Consider the following 16,128-nt stretch of genomic DNA (forward strand, 5'->3'; position numbering starts at 1 on the left):
TCTTGCCGAAACCATGAGGAGGAGATCATGGGTCCCTCGACAACTCATGGGTTCGCGGGTCCACCCCGGCGGCTCTGCGCGCCGTATCGCTACCAGCAATGATCCCTGTCGGCTTGATAGATTGCGTTGATACACTCGGCGGCATCGCGTCACCCCATGGAACACACCCGAAGGAACACATCGCCGTGTCCGATCAGCCCCTGCTCTCCCGCCTCGACCTGAACCTCCTGGTCGCGCTCGACGCATTGCTGACCGAGCGCAGCGTGACCCGCGCGGCGGAGCAGCTGCACCTCAGCCAGCCCGCGCTCAGCGCCTCGCTCGCGAGGCTTCGGACCCACTTCAATGACCCGATCCTCGCCCGCCGCGGCAACTCCTACGAGCTGACTCCGCTCGCGCTGCGGCTGACCGAGCACACGACGACGGCACTGGATGCTGCCCGCCGCGTGTTCGAGAGCCAGGCGACCTGGACGCCGCACGACTCGACCCGCGAGTTCTCCGTCTACGGCTCCGACTACGGCTTCGCGACCATCGGCAGAGCCGTCTCGCAGATCGCGGCCGAAGAGGCCCCCGGCGTGCGGTTCCGCTTCATGCTGCACAACCCCTCGATCGTCGAAGAGGCCGCCACCCGGCTGCGCTCGGTCGACGGCATGGTGATCCCGCACGGACACCTCACCGACCTGCCCTACATGGACCTGTGGCGCGACGGCTGGGTGGTCGTCGCGTCCGAATCGAATGAGCAGGTGGGTGAGGAGCTCACGATGGAGGTGCTCGGCCGGCTGCCGTGGGTGTTCACGTTCCAGACGCGCACCGCCTTCACGTCGGCCGCGCGTCAGCTGCAGCAGCTCGGGATCGAGCCGCACGTCGAGGCCGTCGTCGAGAGCTTCCTGGCGCTGCCGCACTTCATCGCGGGGACCAACCGCCTCGGACTCCTGCAGACGGGGCTCGCCGAAGCCGCGTCGAGGGTCGGGGGCATCCGGATCCTCGAGCCCCCCTTCGATGCGATGCCCGTCGTCAACGCGCTGTGGTGGCACCCCGTGCACGGCCGCGACCCCGAGCACGCCTGGATGCGCGGCGTCTTCGAGAAGGCCGCAGCCCAGGTGTCGAGTCGCCTCGCGGCGATCGCGCCGGCCGCGTGAGACGCGCGTTCCCTCAAGCGCGAGCCGATACGGACGTCGCGAACCGACACGATCTTCACCACGCGTAACGTATCGGCTCGTCAGGGATGTATCGGTTCGCCGCGAAGGACGGTGCCGGCTCACCGCTCGAGCACGACCGCCAGTCCCTGACCGACCCCGATGCAGATGGCGGCGACCGCCACTCCGCCGCCGCGCCGCTTCAGCTCGTGGGCCGCATGTCCGATGATGCGTCCGCCGGATGCGCCGAGGGGGTGGCCGATCGCGATCGCACCGCCGTGGACGTTGACCTTCTCGGGGTCGAGCTCGGGCCACAGCTTCATGCACGCGAGGCTCTGCGACGCGAAGGCCTCGTTGAGCTCGACAAAGTCGACCTCGGCCCACGTCCGGCCCGCACGCGCGAGCGCGCGGTTCGCGGCCTCGACCGGCGCCACCCCGAACACGTCCGGGTCGTTGCCGAACACACCCCGGCCCGCGATGCGCGCGAGGGGCTCGGCATCCAGCGCTCCCTCCCCACCGAGAAGGACGGCCGAGGCGCCGTCGTTGATCGATGAGGCATTCCCGGCCGTGACGGTGCCGTCCCGCGCGAACAGGGCACGCAGCTGGCCGAGCTTCTCGAGGGTCGTGTCATCGCGGATGCCCTCATCCCGCGCCAGCTCGAAGCCCTCGACCTGCACGATCTCGCCGTCGTACCTTCCGGCCGCCCAGGCTTCCGCGGCGAGCCGGTGGCTGCGGAGTGCGAACCCGTCCTGCTCCTCGCGCGAGATGCCGTAGATCGTCGCCAGCTTCTCGGCGGACTCGCCGTTGGAGATCGTCCAGTCCGCCCGCAGCGCGGGATTCACCATCCGCCACCCGATCGAGGTGTTCCACATCGTCTGGTTGCCGGCGGGCCACGGCTTGGGCGACTTCTCGACGACGAACGGCGCGCGGCTCATCGACTCGACGCCGCCGGCGAGGACGAGCCCGGCATCCCCCGTCTCGATCGCCCGCGCGGCCTGGATGACGGCTTCGACGGACGATCCGCAGAGCCGGTTGACGGTGACCCCCGGCACCGACGACGGGAAGCCCGCGAGCAGCGCACCCAAGCGCGCGACGTTGCGGTTGTCCTCGCCTGCCTGGTTGGCGTCGCCGAACACGACCTCGTCGATCAGGGCCGGATCGAGGCCGGTGCGCTCGACCGCGGCCCTCATCACAACGGCGGCGAGGTCGTCGGGCCGAACGCCCGAGAGCGCACCGCCGGCCCTGCCGAAGGGGGTGCGCACGGCGTCGTAGATGAACGAAGCGGTCATGTCAGGGTTCGAGCGTCAGCGACGCCGGGATCGGCACGATCCCCTCGCGCAGGTGGATGATCTCTCGGGCGTGCTCGTGCAGCCGCACGTCCTCGGGCGTCGACGGCTGCCAGTGCGGCACCGGGCGGGCGACGCCGTCCACGCCGGGCACCACGAAGACACTCATGCATTGCGTCGTCAGGGTCAGATCGCGCGGCGTCCGAGGGTCGGCCGACGAGACCCGGATGCTGAGGTGCATGCTGTGCGCGCTCGTGTACACGATCCGCGCCTCGACCTCGACGAGGTCGCCGATCCGGACGGGCGCGAAGAAGTGGATGCCGCCCGAGTAGACGGCCACGGCATCGCTCGCGGCATCCCCGTCCCTCGCCCAGGCGGCCGCGCACGCGTAGGCCGCCTCATCGATCCACCGCATGACGGTTCCGCCGTGCGCCTTGCCGCCCCAGTTGACGACGCCCGGCGGCACCAGGAACCGCAGGGTCACGTTCGGCGCCTCGGTCGGCGCACCGTAGTCCTCGCCGAGCATGAGCTGCTTGATCTCGGTGCGGGTCGGGATGCGGTCGAGCGCCGCGGTCGCCAGCTTGTGATCGGAGCGGGATGCCGGCTCCCACGCCGGGACGTCGGTCGGACGCCCGTCCTCGCCCTTGGCGACGAAGATCAGGATGCAGGTCGTCGCCGGGGTGTACACGCGCGACGACACTTCGGCGGATGAGACCGTCACGACGACATGCATGCTCGTGCGCCCGGTGTGCACGAGCCGCGCCCGCACCTCGATGAGGCTGCCCGGCGCGATGGGGCGGCGATGGCGCACGTTGCCGACGTACGCGGTGACGCAGTACGCCCCCGACCAGCCGACGGCGCACGCATAGCCGGCCTTGTCGATCCACTCCATGACGCTGCCCGCCGCGATCGACCGGCCCCCCGCGGCGGTGTCGGCGGGCGTCGTCATGAACCGCATCGTGATGCGGTCGTCGCGCGCCGGGGCTCGCACCGCGGTCGGAGTCGGGGGCGTGGTCGTGGTCGTCACGGCGCCAGCCTAGAACCGGGTGCGCGGGGCCGACAGGGCCAGGCGCCGGGCGCGGGTGTCACGCTTGTCCGGGAGGAAGGAATCCCCGATCTTGCGGAAGCTGCTCAGGACGAGCTGCCGATTCCGACCGGCTCAGCGCTCACACCCACCGCTCAGCCTGAGCAATCTCCGTCCGGCGCGGCAGCGGTGGCTTCCGAGTCCACACGGCCGCAGTGCCAAGCTGGGCGCATGGCCAACTCGCCGTCGGGCGACTCGATGACGCAGCGCATCGTGCGCGTGCTCGAGACGTTCGCAGACGACCGCACCGTGCAGACCGCCGCCGAGATCGGCCGGCGCGCGCACCTGCCCTCGTCTACCGCGCACCGGCTCGTGGACGAACTCGTGCGCGAGGGGCTCCTCGAGCGAGACGACGAGCGGAGCGTCCGCCTCGGAATGCGCCTGTGGGAGCTGGCCCTCCGCGGTTCGCGAGCCCTGCGCCTGCGGCAGGCGGCGCTCCCGTTCATGGAGCGCATCCAGGCGCGCGTGCGCGAGCACACCCAGCTCGCGGTGCTCGAGCAGGAGACCGCGCTCTTTCTCGAGCGGCTCTCGCACCCGGATGCCGGCGCCAATATCACCCGTATCGCGGGGCGGCTCCCCCTGCACGCGTCGTCATCGGGACTGGTGCTGCTCGCGTACGCCCAGCCCGAGCTCCAGGAACGGGTGCTCTCAACACCTCTCGCTGCTCTCTCTGAGGAGACTGTGACGGATGCCGCGACCCTCCGCCGCACGCTCGCCGGGATCCGCCGGTCCGGCTTCGTGGTCTCACCGGGCTCGGTCGAGGCCGTCTCCACCGGCGTCGCCGTACCGGTGCGCGATGAGACAGGCGGGGTGGTGGCGGCCCTCTCGGTCATCCTCCCTCGCGAGGCGGCACCGGAGCTGGCGATCACCGAGCTGCTGGGCGCCGCGCGCGGCATCCGCACCGCCCTCACCGGCACTCCCGGGCGCTGACTCTTCCTGCGACAACCGCGTCCCATTGATTGGGAACACCCGGGATACCCGCTCCTCGGCGCATCCACACTGGACTCGAGCACCCGCTCCACCGTCGAAGGAGACGCCATGACCTCCACCGTCCGCACCCGTGTCGCCATCATCGGCGCGGGACCCGCCGGCCTCCTGCTCTCGCACCTGCTCGGCATCGCCGGCATCGAGTCGGTCGTCATCGACCAGCGGTCCCGCGAAGAGATCGAGACGACGATCCGCGCCGGCATCCTCGAAGAGGGCACCGTCGACGTGCTCTCGTCGTCCGGTGCCTCCGATCGCGTGCTGAGTGCGGGCAACCGGCATGAGGGCATCGAGCTGCGGTTCTCGGGCGAAGGTCATCGCATCGACTTCGCGGCTCTCGTCGGCCGCGGCGTCTACCTCTATCCGCAGCACGAGGCGCTGAAAGACCTCATCAAGGCGCGGCTGGCGGCGGGGCAGGACCTCCGCTTCGGCGTCACCGCACAGCGCGTCGAGGGAGTCGAGACCGAGCGTCCGACCGTCCTCGCGATCGACGCCGACGGGCAGCCCCTTATCATCGAGGCCGAGTTCGTCGTGGGCGCCGACGGCTCGCGCAGCGTTGCCCGCGCGGCGGTCTCCGGATCGCGCAACGGCTACTTCCGCGAGTACCCGTTCGCGTGGTTCGGCGTGCTCTGCGAGGCGCCGCCGAGCGCCGACGAGCTCATCTACAGCAACTCCCCCGACGGCTTCGCGCTCATCAGCCAGCGCAGCGCCACCGTGCAGCGCATGTACTTCCAGTGCGACCCTGCCGTCGACCCGACCTCGTTCAGCGAGGCGCAGCTGTGGGACGAGCTGCAGAAGCGCGTGCCCGGCACGACGCTGAAAGAGGGCCCGATCTTCCAGCGCGACGTGCTGCGCTTCCGGAGCTTCGTCGCGCACGAGCTGCTCAAAGGTCGGGTCGCGTTGATCGGGGATGCCGCGCACACGGTGCCCCCGACCGGCGCGAAGGGCATGAATCTGGCTGTCGCCGACGTGGTCATCCTCGAGAAGGCGCTCCGCGCTCTGCTGCTCGAGAACGACGAGCGCCCGCTCGAGGCGTTCCCCGAGAAGGCGCTGCACCGCATCTGGAAGGCCCAGCACTTCTCCTGGTGGATGACGAGCATGCTGCACGTGGCCCCGGATGCCTCGGACTTCGACCGGCTCCGTCAGCTCGGCGAACTGCGCTCGGTCGTCGAGTCCGAGGCGGGTCGCCGCTACCTCGCCGAGGCGTACACGGGCTGGCCGCTGGAAGGCCTCGCCTGAGCGGCTCCGGTCACCGGATACCGGCCCTGCCGGGGCGCCCTCCTAGACTTTCGACGTGACACTGCACACCGAGACGCACCGCGATCACGCCTGCCTCATCGTCCACGGGCCGGATCAGCCCGGCCTCGTCGCGGCGGTCACCGCCCTCGTGACCCGCAACCAGGGCAACATCGTTTCGCTCGATCAGTATTCGGACGACCCCGCCGGCGGCAGCTTCTTCCAGCGGGTCGTCTTCCACCGCAGCAACCTGACCGCCGCGCTCCCCGAGATCGAGGCCGACCTCGCCGAGACCCTGGCGCCCTACAAGATGGAGTGGCGGGTCACCGACCAGTCGATCCCCAAACGGATGGCGATCCTCGCGTCGACGTCCGACCACTGCCTCCTCGACCTGCTGTGGCGTCACCGCCGGGGTGACCTCCCCGTGACGATCCCGATGGTGGTGTCCAACCACACGAACACCGCGGAGGATGTCCGCTCCTTCGGCGTGCCGTTCTTCCACGTGCCCTCCCAGGGCGTCGACAAGTCGGCAGCCGAGGCCAAGATCGTCGAGCTGCTCAAGGGCAACGTCGACTTCGTGGTGCTCGCTCGGTACATGCAGATCCTGTCGGGCGATTTCCTCGCCGCGATCGGCGTGCCCGTGATCAACATCCACCACTCGTTCCTGCCCGCATTCGTCGGCGCCGCCCCCTATCGCAAGGCGAAGGATCGCGGAGTGAAGCTCATCGGAGCGACCTCGCACTACGTCACCGAAGACCTCGACGAGGGCCCGATCATCGAGCAGGATGTCGTCCGGGTCACCCACGCCGACTCGGCCGCCGACCTCCAGCGCCACGGCGCCGACGTCGAGCGCGCCGTGCTGTCCCGCGCGGTGCTGTGGCACGCGCAGGACCGCGTCATCCGCCACGGCAGTCACACGATCGTCTTCTGACGACCGGCTGGGGGGCCATGGATCGCGCCCCGGCACGGGCGTACCCTGAGGCATGGCCAGCCCTCGCCGGCGCCGGTTTGCGAAGGGGACGATCGTCCTCATCGCCTGTTGTGTCGCGCTTCTCCTCTGCGTTCCCATCGCCTGGTTCCTCCTTCCTCTGACGAAGCCCCAGACGGTCGAGAACGCGCGCGACGAGGTGATTGCAGCCGTCGAGGCCGTCTTTCAGACGCTGCCCGCCGAGCTCGTCGTCTCCGACGCTCAGACGGCGGACGAGGTGGTGTGCCCGACGGATGACAGCGCCGCCGCCGTGCAGCTGCGTCGCGTCATCGTCCTCGCCGACACGTTCGACCTGCCGGGCTGGCCGACTCTGCTCCGGGAGCGATTCAGTCCGCAAGACGGCTGGCACGTCAGGGTGCACGGACAGGCGAATGGGTCGATCATCACGCTCCGAAGGTCAGACCTGTCGCTTGTCACGGTGCGGACAGGAGCGACGGATGCCGGGCACGAGCTCACGATGACATCGTGGTCGTCGTGCACGGGCGCCACCCGATGAGGCTCCGCTCGAGCGCCGAGAGCGTGATCCCACCCGCGGCATCGGCAGCCCGGCAGCCCCCGCACCTCCACCGGGGCCTAGCTCCTCAGAACACGTACTCCATCAGCTCGACCCCGAGCGTGCGGAAGGCATCGTGCACCCGCAGCCGATGCGAGATCGAGAGGTCGTCGAAGCACACGATCAGCGCGTACGAGACGCCCGCGCGCGGACCCGCGATCACCCCCGCTTCGACACGGATGCCGGCATCCCGGCCGGTCTTGTTGATGAAGAGCAGTCCGTGCTCGTCGTTCTCGTGCGCGAACGGATCGAGGCCTGTGGCCGCCGCCACGAGCGAGAGGTCGTGATTGAAGCTCAGCCATTCGGCGACCTGAGCGCTGACACCCGGAGAGACCGCCTGCGCGTTGACAAGGGCGGCGAAGACCTCGGCGAGCTCCCGAGCGGAGCCCAGCGCGAAGTGCGGCGCGTCATCGGGGCCGCGCTGATCGCGGAAGCTGTCGAGCAGGGCCGCGCGCGACATCCCGAGCTGTTCGATGCGTGCTCGCACCGCCTCGAGGCCGACGCGGGCGATGAGCGTGTTCGCGGCGATCGCGTCGCCCGTGGCCGCCGTGAGCACCGCGAGGTCGCAGAGCGGGAGGGCGGGTGCCTTGAGGTGCCGCCACACGCCGCCGACCGACACGGGCTCGACCGATGTGCGCTCGATGATCTCGTACGGGTCGAGCGTCTCGTCCTCGAACCGCGCGGCGACCTCGATGAGCAGGGGCACGACGCCGAGCCCCGCGACCGGGAGCGTGACGAAGTCGTCGCCCGAGAGCACTGTGGTGCCGCGATCGAGGTCGTTGACCCGCACCGAGATCCGGGCGCCGTAGCCGGCGAGTTCATCGAGCGACTTGAGCGTCGACGTGAACGACCGGCGGCCGACGGCGGCCCGCCGGGGGAGCCGTCGCCCGCCGCGTCTCGATGTGCGGAGCGGCTCTGCAGCGTAATCAGAAGGTTCCTGGAGAGGGGAGCCCGCCGTATCGGTCGGCTCAGGAGGCGTGCCCACGAGGGCTGTTCCTTTCGGGGGGCTCGGGTGCGATGAAAGGCTGCGCCGGGAGGCGCGGAGAACGCGACGATCCTCGTCTTGCGTTCCTGCTGCGGGAACCGCTCGTCCTGGCACGTCGCCGGGCCGGGTACCCGGGCGACGTACTCAGTGTGTCACCAGATGGTGACGCGTTGGTCTTCAGGAAGCCAGAGCGCGTCGGACTCCCTCACACCGAACGCCTCGTAGAACGCGTCGATGTTGCGCACGATCTGATTGCACCGGAACTCGTTGGGCGAATGCGGGTCGATCGTCAGCAGGCGGATGGTCTCGGCATCCCGCCCCTTCTGCTGCCAGATCTGCGACCAGCTCAGCAGGAGGCGCTGAACCCCCGTGAAACCATCGATGACCGGAGACTCGTCGCCCGAGAGCGACAGCTCGTACGCCTTGAGCGCGATGCCGAGTCCTCCGAGGTCGCCGATGTTCTCGCCGATCGTGAGGGCGCCGTTCACCCTGTACTCGTCAGCCAGGCCCTGCGGCGTAAGCCCGTTGTACTGCTCGATGAGCACCGATGTGCGCTCCTCGAAAGCAGTGCGATCGGCATCGGTCCACCAGTCGCGCAGCGATCCGTCGCCGTCGAAGCGGCTCCCCTGGTCGTCGAACCCGTGGCCGATCTCGTGGCCGATGACCGCGCCGATCCCGCCGTAGTTCGCCGCGGCATCGCGGTCGGCCTCGAAGAAGGGGTACTGCAGGATCGCCGCGGGGAACACGATCTCGTTCATGAGCGGGTTGTAGTACGCGTTCACCGTCTGGGGCGTCATGTACCACTCGTCGCGGTCGATCGGCTGGCCGATCTTGTCGAGCTGGCGCTCGTGCTCGAGCACGTGCGATCGGGCGACGTTGCCGACGAGGTCGGTGGCGTCGATCTCGAGGCCCGAGTAGTCCTTCCACTTGATCGGGTAGCCGATCTTCGGGGTGAAGGCGTCGAGCTTCGCGAGGGCCCGCTCGCGGGTCTCGGGGCTCATCCACTCCAGCTCGGCGATCGACTGCCGGTACGCCTCGATGAGGTTGGCGACGAGCTCGTCCATCGCCTCTTTCGCCGCCGGCGGGTAGTGACGCTCGACGTAGACCTTGCCGATCGCCTCGCCCATTGCGGCCTCGGCGAGGCCGACGGCGCGCTTCCAGCGCTCGCGGATGACGGGCACGCCGGTCAGCTGCGTGCCGTAGAACGCGAAGTTCTCGGCGACGAACGCCTCGGTCAGGAACGGAGCGGCCGAGTGCACGATCTGGAACCGCAGCCACGCCTTCCAGTCTTCGAGCCGCTCCTCGACCAGGAGCGTCCCGAGGCCCGCGAGGAAGCTCGGCTGATACACCACGACCTCGGAGAAGGCGTCGGCGTGGTGGGGCGCGGCACCGTCGAGCCACGGCTGCAGGTCGACGCCGACGAGCTCGCGCACCTCGCTCCACGACTTCAGGTTGTAGGTCGCGACCGCATCGCGGCTGCGGACGTTGTCCCAGTGATGCGAGGCGAGCTCGGTCTCGAGTGCGGTGATGCGATCAGCGGATGCCGCCGCCCCGGCGACACCGGCAAGCTCCAGCATCCGCTCGATGTGCGATCGGAAGACGATGCGCGTCTCGCCGAAGTTCTCGAGCCGGTAGTACGACTCGTCGGGCAGCGACAGCCCACCCTGCACCAGGAACGGCAGGTATCTGGTCGGGCCGCCGGGGTCGGGCTCGACGTAGAGCGTGAACATGCCGCCCAGCCCGTCGCGCTCGAACTCCCCGGCCGTCCGCAGCAGTTCGGGGACCGACGAGATCGCGTCGATTCGGGCGAGGCGGTCGGTGAGCGGCCCGGCGCCGAGCGCGTTGATCCGGTCGGTGTCCATGAAGCTCGTGTAGAGGTCGCCGATCTTGCGCGACTCGGTGCCGGGCTCGGCGCCCTGCGACTCTTCGACGATCGCGCGGACGTCCTTCTCGGCCTGCTCGGCGATGAGGTGGAAGGAGCCCCACCGCGCCTTGTCTTCGGGGATCTCGGTCCGCTCCAGCCACGCGCCGTTGACGTGGCGGAAGAGGTCGTCCTGCGGTCGGATCTCGGGGCTCAGTTCATCGAGCCGGAGACCGGATCGGGAAGTCTCGGTCATGCGTCCAGGATATGCGCTCACCCCGACAGTGCAGGGCCGCTCCAGGCCCTCAGCCGGCTCCTGGAGATCACCGTATTCGGACGATTCCACCGGATTCAGACCGGTTGCGGCATGGCGGTCCGAATCCGGTGCATCGGCCCGACGTTCGAGGAGCGCCGGGTGCGGCGCTCCACGATGACGAGAAGGGAGCGGATGCCGCGCCCGCGCTCGCCCGTAGGCTCGTGGAATGGCCGTCGACACGCTGAACCGCGACATCCTGCGGCTCGCCGTCCCGGCCCTGGGCGCGCTCATCGCCGAGCCGCTGTTCCTCATCGTCGACGCCGCGCTCGTCGGGCACCTGGGCATCGAGCCGCTCGCCGGACTCGGGATCGCCTCGGCCGTGCTCCAGACGATCGTGGGGCTCATGGTCTTCCTCGCCTACTCCACGACGCCGGCCGTCGCGCGGCGGTTCGGAGCGGGCGACCCGTCCAAGGCCGTGTCGGCGGGTATCGACGGGATGTGGCTGGCGCTGGGGCTCGGGGCGATCCTTGCGCTCGTCGGATTCCTCGCGACGCCCTTCCTCGTCGGACTGTTCGGGGCGACGCCCGAGGTCGCGGCCCAGGCCGAGATCTACCTCGGCATCTCGATGTGGGGCCTGCCGGCGATGCTCGTCGTCTTCGCGGCCACGGGGCTCCTGCGCGGCATGCAGGACACCGTGACGCCGCTGTGGATCGCGGGCGTCGGCTTCGGGGTGAACGCGCTGCTCAACTGGGCGTTCATCTACGGCCTCGGCTGGGGCATCGCCGGGTCCGCCGCCGGCACCGTCGTCGCGCAGTGGGGAATGGTGGCCGCATATGTCGCCGTCATCGGGCGGCTCGCGCGCCGGCATGAGGCATCCGTCCGCCCTCAAAGCGAGGGGGTTCGCGGATCGGCGCGCTCGGGAGGCTGGCTGTTCCTCCGCACGGTCTCGCTGCGCATTGCGCTGCTCGCCACCGTCGCCGTCGCAACAACGCTGGGCACCGAAGAGCTCGCCGGCTGGCAGGTCGCGTTCACCATCTTCTCCACGGCGGCGTTCGCGCTCGACGCGCTCGCGATCGCCGCGCAGGCCCTCATCGGCAAGGGACTGGGCGCTGAAGACCAGCCGCTGGTGCACCGCGTGCTCGGCCGCACCGTCGCGTGGGGCGCGTGGTTCGGGATCATCGTTGGCGCTGTCATCGGGGCGCTGTCGGGGGTCATCGGACTCGTTTTCACCGGCGATCCCGACATCGCGGCGCTCGTGCAGCCGGCGCTGCTCGTGCTCGCCATCACCCAGCCCCTCTGCGGAGTCGTGTTCGTGCTCGACGGCGTGCTCATCGGCGCCGGCGACTCGAAGTACCTGGCAATCGCGGGCGTCCTCAACCTGGTGCCGTTCGTGCCGGCGCTGATCCTCATCGGAGCCCTGCAGCCGGCCGGCGCGGCAGGTCTCGCCTGGCTGGCCGTCGCCTTCTTCGGCGTCTACATGCTCGCGCGGCTCGCCACCCTGGGCCTCCGCGTGCGCGGCGCGGACTGGATGACCGCGGGCGCGTAGCGCTTCCCCCTCTCGCCCGCCCGTCCCGATCCCGCGTCGAGCCGCTACGTCCCGCACGAGCCGATATGCGGCGCCGCGCGCAAGGCGTGTCGGTTCGAGCGAGATGTATCGGTTTGCAGATGGGTCGGAGCTACGCCCAGCGGCGGCACCACTCGTACATGACGACGGCGCCCGCCGCGCTGGCGTTGATCGAGCGGGTCGACCCGTACTGGGTGATCTCGATGACCCCGGATGCCGCGCCCAGCGCCTCGGGTGAGAGTCCAGGTCCTTCCTGCCCGAACAGCAGGACGCAGCGCTCCGGGATCTCCGCCTGGTCGACGGGCACAGAGCCCGCCACATTGTCGATCGCGAGGATGGGGAGGGATGCCGCAGCCGCCCACTCTGCGAACGCCGCGACGCTCTCATGGTGACGCACGTGCTGATAGCGGTCGGTCACCATCGCGCCGCGGCGGTTCCAGCGGCGACGGCCGATGATGTGCACCTCGGCAGCCAGGAAGGCGTTGGCGCTGCGCACGATCGAGCCGATGTTCATGTCGTGCTGCCAGTTCTCGATCGCCACGTGGAAGCCGTGGCGGCGGCCGTCGAGCTCGGCGACGATGGCCTCCATCGCCCAGTAGCGGAACTCGTCCACGACGTTCCGCCTGTCGCCGTGGGCGAGCAGCTCCCGGTCGTAGCGCGGGTCGTCGGGCCACTCCGCCGAGCCGCCGGGCCATGGGCCGACCCCGTGCGAGAGGGTCGGCTCTGCAGGTTCGTGCTCGTGGGTCACCGGCCCAGAGTACGTTCCCCGGAACCTCCGCCCGCATCGGGCAACCCTCAGACGCCGAATGGGGTGGCGCACCCACCCTTCCCTCTGGTGCGGTCCCGAGGTAGCTTTTCGGTATGCCGAAATCTGCGACGGAGCGGGGAGTCCCGACCGCGCGCGCCGCACTGCCCGCGCGGCGGGCGACTCTGCCGCGCGTCGCGTGGCTGATCGGACCCGCCCTCGTCGCGGGCGTGGCCTACCTCGACCCGGGCAACGTCGCCAGCAACATGACGGCCGGCGCGATGTACGGCTACCTGCTCGTGTGGGTCGTGGTCCTCGGCAACGTGATGGCGTGGCTCATCCAGTACCTGTCGGCGAAGCTCGGGATCGTGACGGGGCGGAGCCTGCCCGAGACGCTGGGTGGCCGCATCCGCAACAAGTGGGCGCGGCGTGCGTACTGGCTGCAGGCGGAGCTCGTCGCAATGGCGACCGATATCGCCGAGGTGATCGGCGGCGCCGTCGCCCTCAACCTGCTCTTCGATCTTCCGCTGCTGGTGGGCGGCGTCATCACCGGCAGCGTGTCGATCGTGCTGCTGCTCGTCCAGTCCAAGCGCGGTCCCCGCACGTTCGAGTTCGTCGTCATCGGCCTGCTCGCGATCATCGCGATCGGCTTCACGTACGGCGTCATCATCGCGCCGCCCGATGCCGCCGGGGTGGTCGCAGGCCTCGTCCCCCGGTTCGAGGACAGCGGTTCGGTGCTGCTGGCGGCATCCATCCTCGGCGCGACCATCATGCCCCACGCGATCTACGCGCACAGCGCCCTCGCCCGAGACCGCTTCGCGCCCGCCGGAGAAGGTCTGGGACCCCGTCGCCACGGGATGACGGATGCCGCAGCCCGGACGGGTCTCGAAGAGCTCCGAGGCATCTCGACGAGCCGTCTGCTGCGGGCCACGAAGTGGGACGTGTCGATCGCCATGGCCATCGCCGGCACCGTCAATCTGTGCATCCTGCTCCTCGCGGCCGCCAACCTCGCCGGGGTTCCTGGCACCAACTCCCTCGAGGGCGCCTATGAGGCCCTCTATGCGGGGCTGGGACCGGCCGTCGCCACCCTCTTCGCCGTGGGCCTGCTCGCCAGCGGGCTGGCTTCCACGTCGGTCGGCGCCTACGCGGGCGCTGAGATCATGCACGGCCTGCTGCACATCCGCGTGCCGCTCCTGGCCCGCCGGCTGGTGACGCTCATCCCGGCGCTCATCATCCTCGCGATCGGCTTGGACCCCACGCTCGCGCTGGTCCTCAGCCAGGTCGTCCTCTCGTTCGGCATCCCCTTCGCGCTGATCCCGCTCGTGGCCCTCACCGCCAAGCGAGAGCTGCTCGGCGAGTTCCGCAGCCGCGCGCTGACGACGGCCGCCGGAGTGGCGGCATCCGTCTTCCTGATCGCGCTGAACGCGACGCTGCTGTGGCTCATCTTCACCGGCGCCTGAGACCGGCTGCCCCATCCCGCCCGAGTAGCCTGTGACCGTGCCGTCCCCCGCCATCGACGATTACCTGAAGACGATCTACCACCACACTGAGTGGCAGGACGATCGCATCACCCCGTCGCAGCTGGCCGCCGAGCTCGGGCTCGCCCCCTCGAGTGTGACCGAGATGGTGCAGAAGCTCGCGGCCCAGGGCCTCGTGACGCACCGCCCGTACGGCCCGGTGGCGCTCACCGACGAGGGCGCGCACCGTGCGGCGGCGATCATCCGGCGGCACCGCCTGATCGAGACCTGGCTTGTGCGCGAGTTCGGCTACGGCTGGGACGAAGTGCACGATGAGGCCGAGATCCTCGAGCACGCCATCAGCGACCGGCTGCTCGAGCGCATCGACGAGCGATTGGGCAGGCCGACGCACGATCCCCACGGCGATGCGATTCCGGATGCCGCCGGGCGCGTGCAGCGCGAGCCGTTCGTGCTGCTCGCCACCGCCCATGCCGGGCACTCCGGACGGGTGCTGCGCGTGAGTGACCGCGACGCGTCGATCCTGCGCACCCTGGTGGAGGTGGGTGTCGAGGTGGGCCGCACGGTCGTGGTGACGGATGCCGGCACCGTCGCCGTGGATGGAGCGTCGCCGTTCGCACTGCCGCAGGGCGTGGCGGACGCGGTGTGGCTCAGCGCCTGATTCCGGCCGACGCGGTGTGGCTCAGCGCCTGACCTCGCCGACGGGAGTCGCGTGCGCAACTGCGGGGAATCTGCCCCACGCGCCGCGAGCCGCACGGCGTGTCGCGCACCATCCCCGCTGTTGTGCACACGCCGGGGTCATGCAGACGCAGCCTCAGCGCCTGACCCGCGCAGACGCGGTGTGGCTCAGCGCCTGACCCGCGCACCTGTACGCAACCGCGGGGAATCTGCCCGACGCGCGGCGAGCCGCACGGCGTGTCCCCCATAATCCCCGCCGTTGTGCACACTCCGCGGGCACGCGGACGCCTGGGGCACGTACACGAGGCGGGCACGCAGACGCACCCTCAGCGTCTGCGGATCTTCGCCGCCTTCTCGAACGGCCATGGCATCCGCGTCGTCTGCTCGCACACCATCCAGATGCGCTCGGCGATCTCGGCGCTGCGCACGACGCGAGAGGGCTTCACGACGCGCGGCGCGCCGCGCGTGCCGAAGCGCGGCCCGACGAACGAGCCGCCCTCGACCACCGGATCGACGAGCGCGCGCACGAGCGGCCAGGCGCCATGCTCTTTCGACTGGGTGAACGCCGCCTGGAGGTTGTCGACGAACCGGGTCGTGCGGGACGGCTCGTTGACCCCGCGGATCCCCGTCGTCCGTCCGCTGGTGGAGTAGCCCGGATGCGCGACGACGCTCGAGACCGGAACCCCCGCCGCCCGCAGCCGCCGGTCGGCCTCGAACCCCAGCACGCTCGTCGCGATCTTGGACTGCACGTACGCCCGCCACGGGGTGTACCCGTCGACGAGCTGCGGGTCGATGGGGTCGTACGGGCTGATCGTCGTCGACATGCTTCCGAGCCAGACGAGGCGACCGGATGCCGCCGCCAGCGTCGACAGCAGTTCTCCGGCGAGCGCGTAATGGCCGAGCGCGTTCGTCGCGAACACGAGCTCGTTGCCGTCCTGGGTGCGCTCGCGCTCCTTGGGCGGATGCACGATCCCGGCATTGAGCAGCACCCCGTCGAGGGGTCCGCGCATGCGCGCGGTCGCCGCGGCCGCTCGCACCGAGCCGAGGTTGCTCGTGTCGAGGAGGAGCGTCTCGACCGAGGCATCCGGGTTCCGAGTCATGAGCGCGGCGCGTGCGGCCCCGAGCCGATTGGGATTGCGCCCGGTCATGATGACGTGCGCCCCGGCGCCGGACAGCTGCTCGACCGAGAAGAAGCCCAGGCCCGCGTTCGATCCCGTCACGAGGTACGCGCGCCCGTGCAGGTCGGGAAGTCGCTCGGGGTCCCAGTGTGCGCTCGCCACCCTCCGACATTACGTCTCCA

14 protein-coding genes are annotated in these 16,128 nt (G+C 70.1%); 8 read left to right on the forward strand and 6 right to left on the reverse strand.

What is annotated here, in order from left to right; translation table 11 throughout:
• Positions 1-185 precede the first annotated feature (185 nt).
• Complete coding sequence (locus AC1DP3_RS01085; RefSeq protein ID WP_477290409.1) at positions 186-1,136, forward strand: LysR family transcriptional regulator; 951 nt, start codon at positions 186-188, stop codon at positions 1,134-1,136.
• A gap of 119 nt (positions 1,137-1,255) precedes the next feature.
• Here the strand turns inward: AC1DP3_RS01085 and AC1DP3_RS01090 are convergent, their stop codons facing one another.
• Entirely contained in the window at positions 1,256-2,422 is a 1,167-nt protein-coding gene (locus tag AC1DP3_RS01090; protein WP_477290411.1) for a thiolase family protein, read from the reverse strand.
• Position 2,423: 1 nt separating this feature from the next.
• Positions 2,424-3,446: an acyl-CoA thioesterase gene (locus AC1DP3_RS01095; protein WP_477290412.1), complete on the reverse strand. Its 1,023-nt coding sequence runs from the start codon at positions 3,444-3,446 to the stop codon at positions 2,424-2,426.
• Between the two features lie 228 nt (positions 3,447-3,674).
• Between AC1DP3_RS01095 and AC1DP3_RS01100 the strand changes: the two genes are divergently transcribed.
• The 4 genes from AC1DP3_RS01100 (at position 3,675) to AC1DP3_RS01115 (ending at position 7,207) form a co-directional block, all read left to right on the forward strand.
• Entirely contained in the window at positions 3,675-4,433 is a 759-nt protein-coding gene (locus AC1DP3_RS01100) for an IclR family transcriptional regulator (RefSeq protein ID WP_477290414.1), read from the forward strand.
• Positions 4,434-4,541: 108 nt separating this feature from the next.
• Positions 4,542-5,726: a 4-hydroxybenzoate 3-monooxygenase gene (locus AC1DP3_RS01105; protein WP_477290416.1), complete on the forward strand. Its 1,185-nt coding sequence runs from the start codon at positions 4,542-4,544 to the stop codon at positions 5,724-5,726.
• Positions 5,727-5,781: 55 nt separating this feature from the next.
• Positions 5,782-6,654: a formyltetrahydrofolate deformylase gene (purU, locus tag AC1DP3_RS01110; RefSeq protein WP_477290418.1), complete on the forward strand. Its 873-nt coding sequence runs from the start codon at positions 5,782-5,784 to the stop codon at positions 6,652-6,654.
• Between the two features lie 52 nt (positions 6,655-6,706).
• Positions 6,707-7,207, forward strand: a complete 501-nt coding sequence (locus tag AC1DP3_RS01115; protein ID WP_477290420.1) for a hypothetical protein — start codon at positions 6,707-6,709, stop codon at positions 7,205-7,207.
• 85 nt (positions 7,208-7,292) lie between these two features.
• Here the strand turns inward: AC1DP3_RS01115 and AC1DP3_RS01120 are convergent, their stop codons facing one another.
• Positions 7,293-8,249 (reverse strand): serine hydrolase, encoded by a 957-nt coding sequence (locus AC1DP3_RS01120; protein ID WP_477290422.1) that lies wholly within the window; start codon positions 8,247-8,249, stop codon positions 7,293-7,295.
• Between the two features lie 152 nt (positions 8,250-8,401).
• Positions 8,402-10,366 (reverse strand): M13 family metallopeptidase, encoded by a 1,965-nt coding sequence (locus tag AC1DP3_RS01125; RefSeq protein ID WP_477290424.1) that lies wholly within the window; start codon positions 10,364-10,366, stop codon positions 8,402-8,404.
• 226 nt (positions 10,367-10,592) lie between these two features.
• On the opposite strand from AC1DP3_RS01125, the gene AC1DP3_RS01130 reads away from it, so the two are divergent.
• Positions 10,593-11,912: an MATE family efflux transporter gene (locus tag AC1DP3_RS01130; protein WP_477290426.1), complete on the forward strand. Its 1,320-nt coding sequence runs from the start codon at positions 10,593-10,595 to the stop codon at positions 11,910-11,912.
• A 130-nt stretch (positions 11,913-12,042) separates the two neighbouring features.
• Here the strand turns inward: AC1DP3_RS01130 and AC1DP3_RS01135 are convergent, their stop codons facing one another.
• Positions 12,043-12,678: a TrmH family RNA methyltransferase gene (locus AC1DP3_RS01135; RefSeq protein WP_477290428.1), complete on the reverse strand. Its 636-nt coding sequence runs from the start codon at positions 12,676-12,678 to the stop codon at positions 12,043-12,045.
• A 113-nt stretch (positions 12,679-12,791) separates the two neighbouring features.
• Between AC1DP3_RS01135 and AC1DP3_RS01140 the strand changes: the two genes are divergently transcribed.
• Entirely contained in the window at positions 12,792-14,135 is a 1,344-nt protein-coding gene (locus AC1DP3_RS01140) for an Nramp family divalent metal transporter (protein WP_477290430.1), read from the forward strand.
• 37 nt (positions 14,136-14,172) lie between these two features.
• Positions 14,173-14,811 carry a metal-dependent transcriptional regulator gene (locus AC1DP3_RS01145; protein WP_477290432.1) on the forward strand — a complete coding sequence of 213 codons (639 nt, stop codon included), beginning with the start codon at positions 14,173-14,175 and terminating at the stop codon, positions 14,809-14,811.
• Between the two features lie 343 nt (positions 14,812-15,154).
• Here the strand turns inward: AC1DP3_RS01145 and AC1DP3_RS01150 are convergent, their stop codons facing one another.
• Positions 15,155-16,108 carry an SDR family NAD(P)-dependent oxidoreductase gene (locus tag AC1DP3_RS01150; RefSeq protein WP_477290434.1) on the reverse strand — a complete coding sequence of 318 codons (954 nt, stop codon included), beginning with the start codon at positions 16,106-16,108 and terminating at the stop codon, positions 15,155-15,157.
• Positions 16,109-16,128 lie beyond the last annotated feature (20 nt).

The sequence above is a fragment of the Microbacterium sp. P5_B6 genome (assembly GCF_056400345.1).

Coding starts and splice junctions, on each gene's coding strand:
- AC1DP3_RS01140 (WP_477290430.1), top strand. CDS start 12,792: ATGCCGAAATCTGCGACGGAGCGGGGAGTCCCGACCGCGCGCGCCGCA.
- AC1DP3_RS01130 (WP_477290426.1), top strand. CDS start 10,593: ATGGCCGTCGACACGCTGAACCGCGACATCCTGCGGCTCGCCGTCCCG.
- AC1DP3_RS01090 (WP_477290411.1), bottom strand. CDS start 2,422: ATGACCGCTTCGTTCATCTACGACGCCGTGCGCACCCCCTTCGGCAGG.
- AC1DP3_RS01105 (WP_477290416.1), top strand. CDS start 4,542: ATGACCTCCACCGTCCGCACCCGTGTCGCCATCATCGGCGCGGGACCC.
- AC1DP3_RS01100 (WP_477290414.1), top strand. CDS start 3,675: ATGGCCAACTCGCCGTCGGGCGACTCGATGACGCAGCGCATCGTGCGC.
- AC1DP3_RS01125 (WP_477290424.1), bottom strand. CDS start 10,366: ATGACCGAGACTTCCCGATCCGGTCTCCGGCTCGATGAACTGAGCCCC.
- AC1DP3_RS01115 (WP_477290420.1), top strand. CDS start 6,707: ATGGCCAGCCCTCGCCGGCGCCGGTTTGCGAAGGGGACGATCGTCCTC.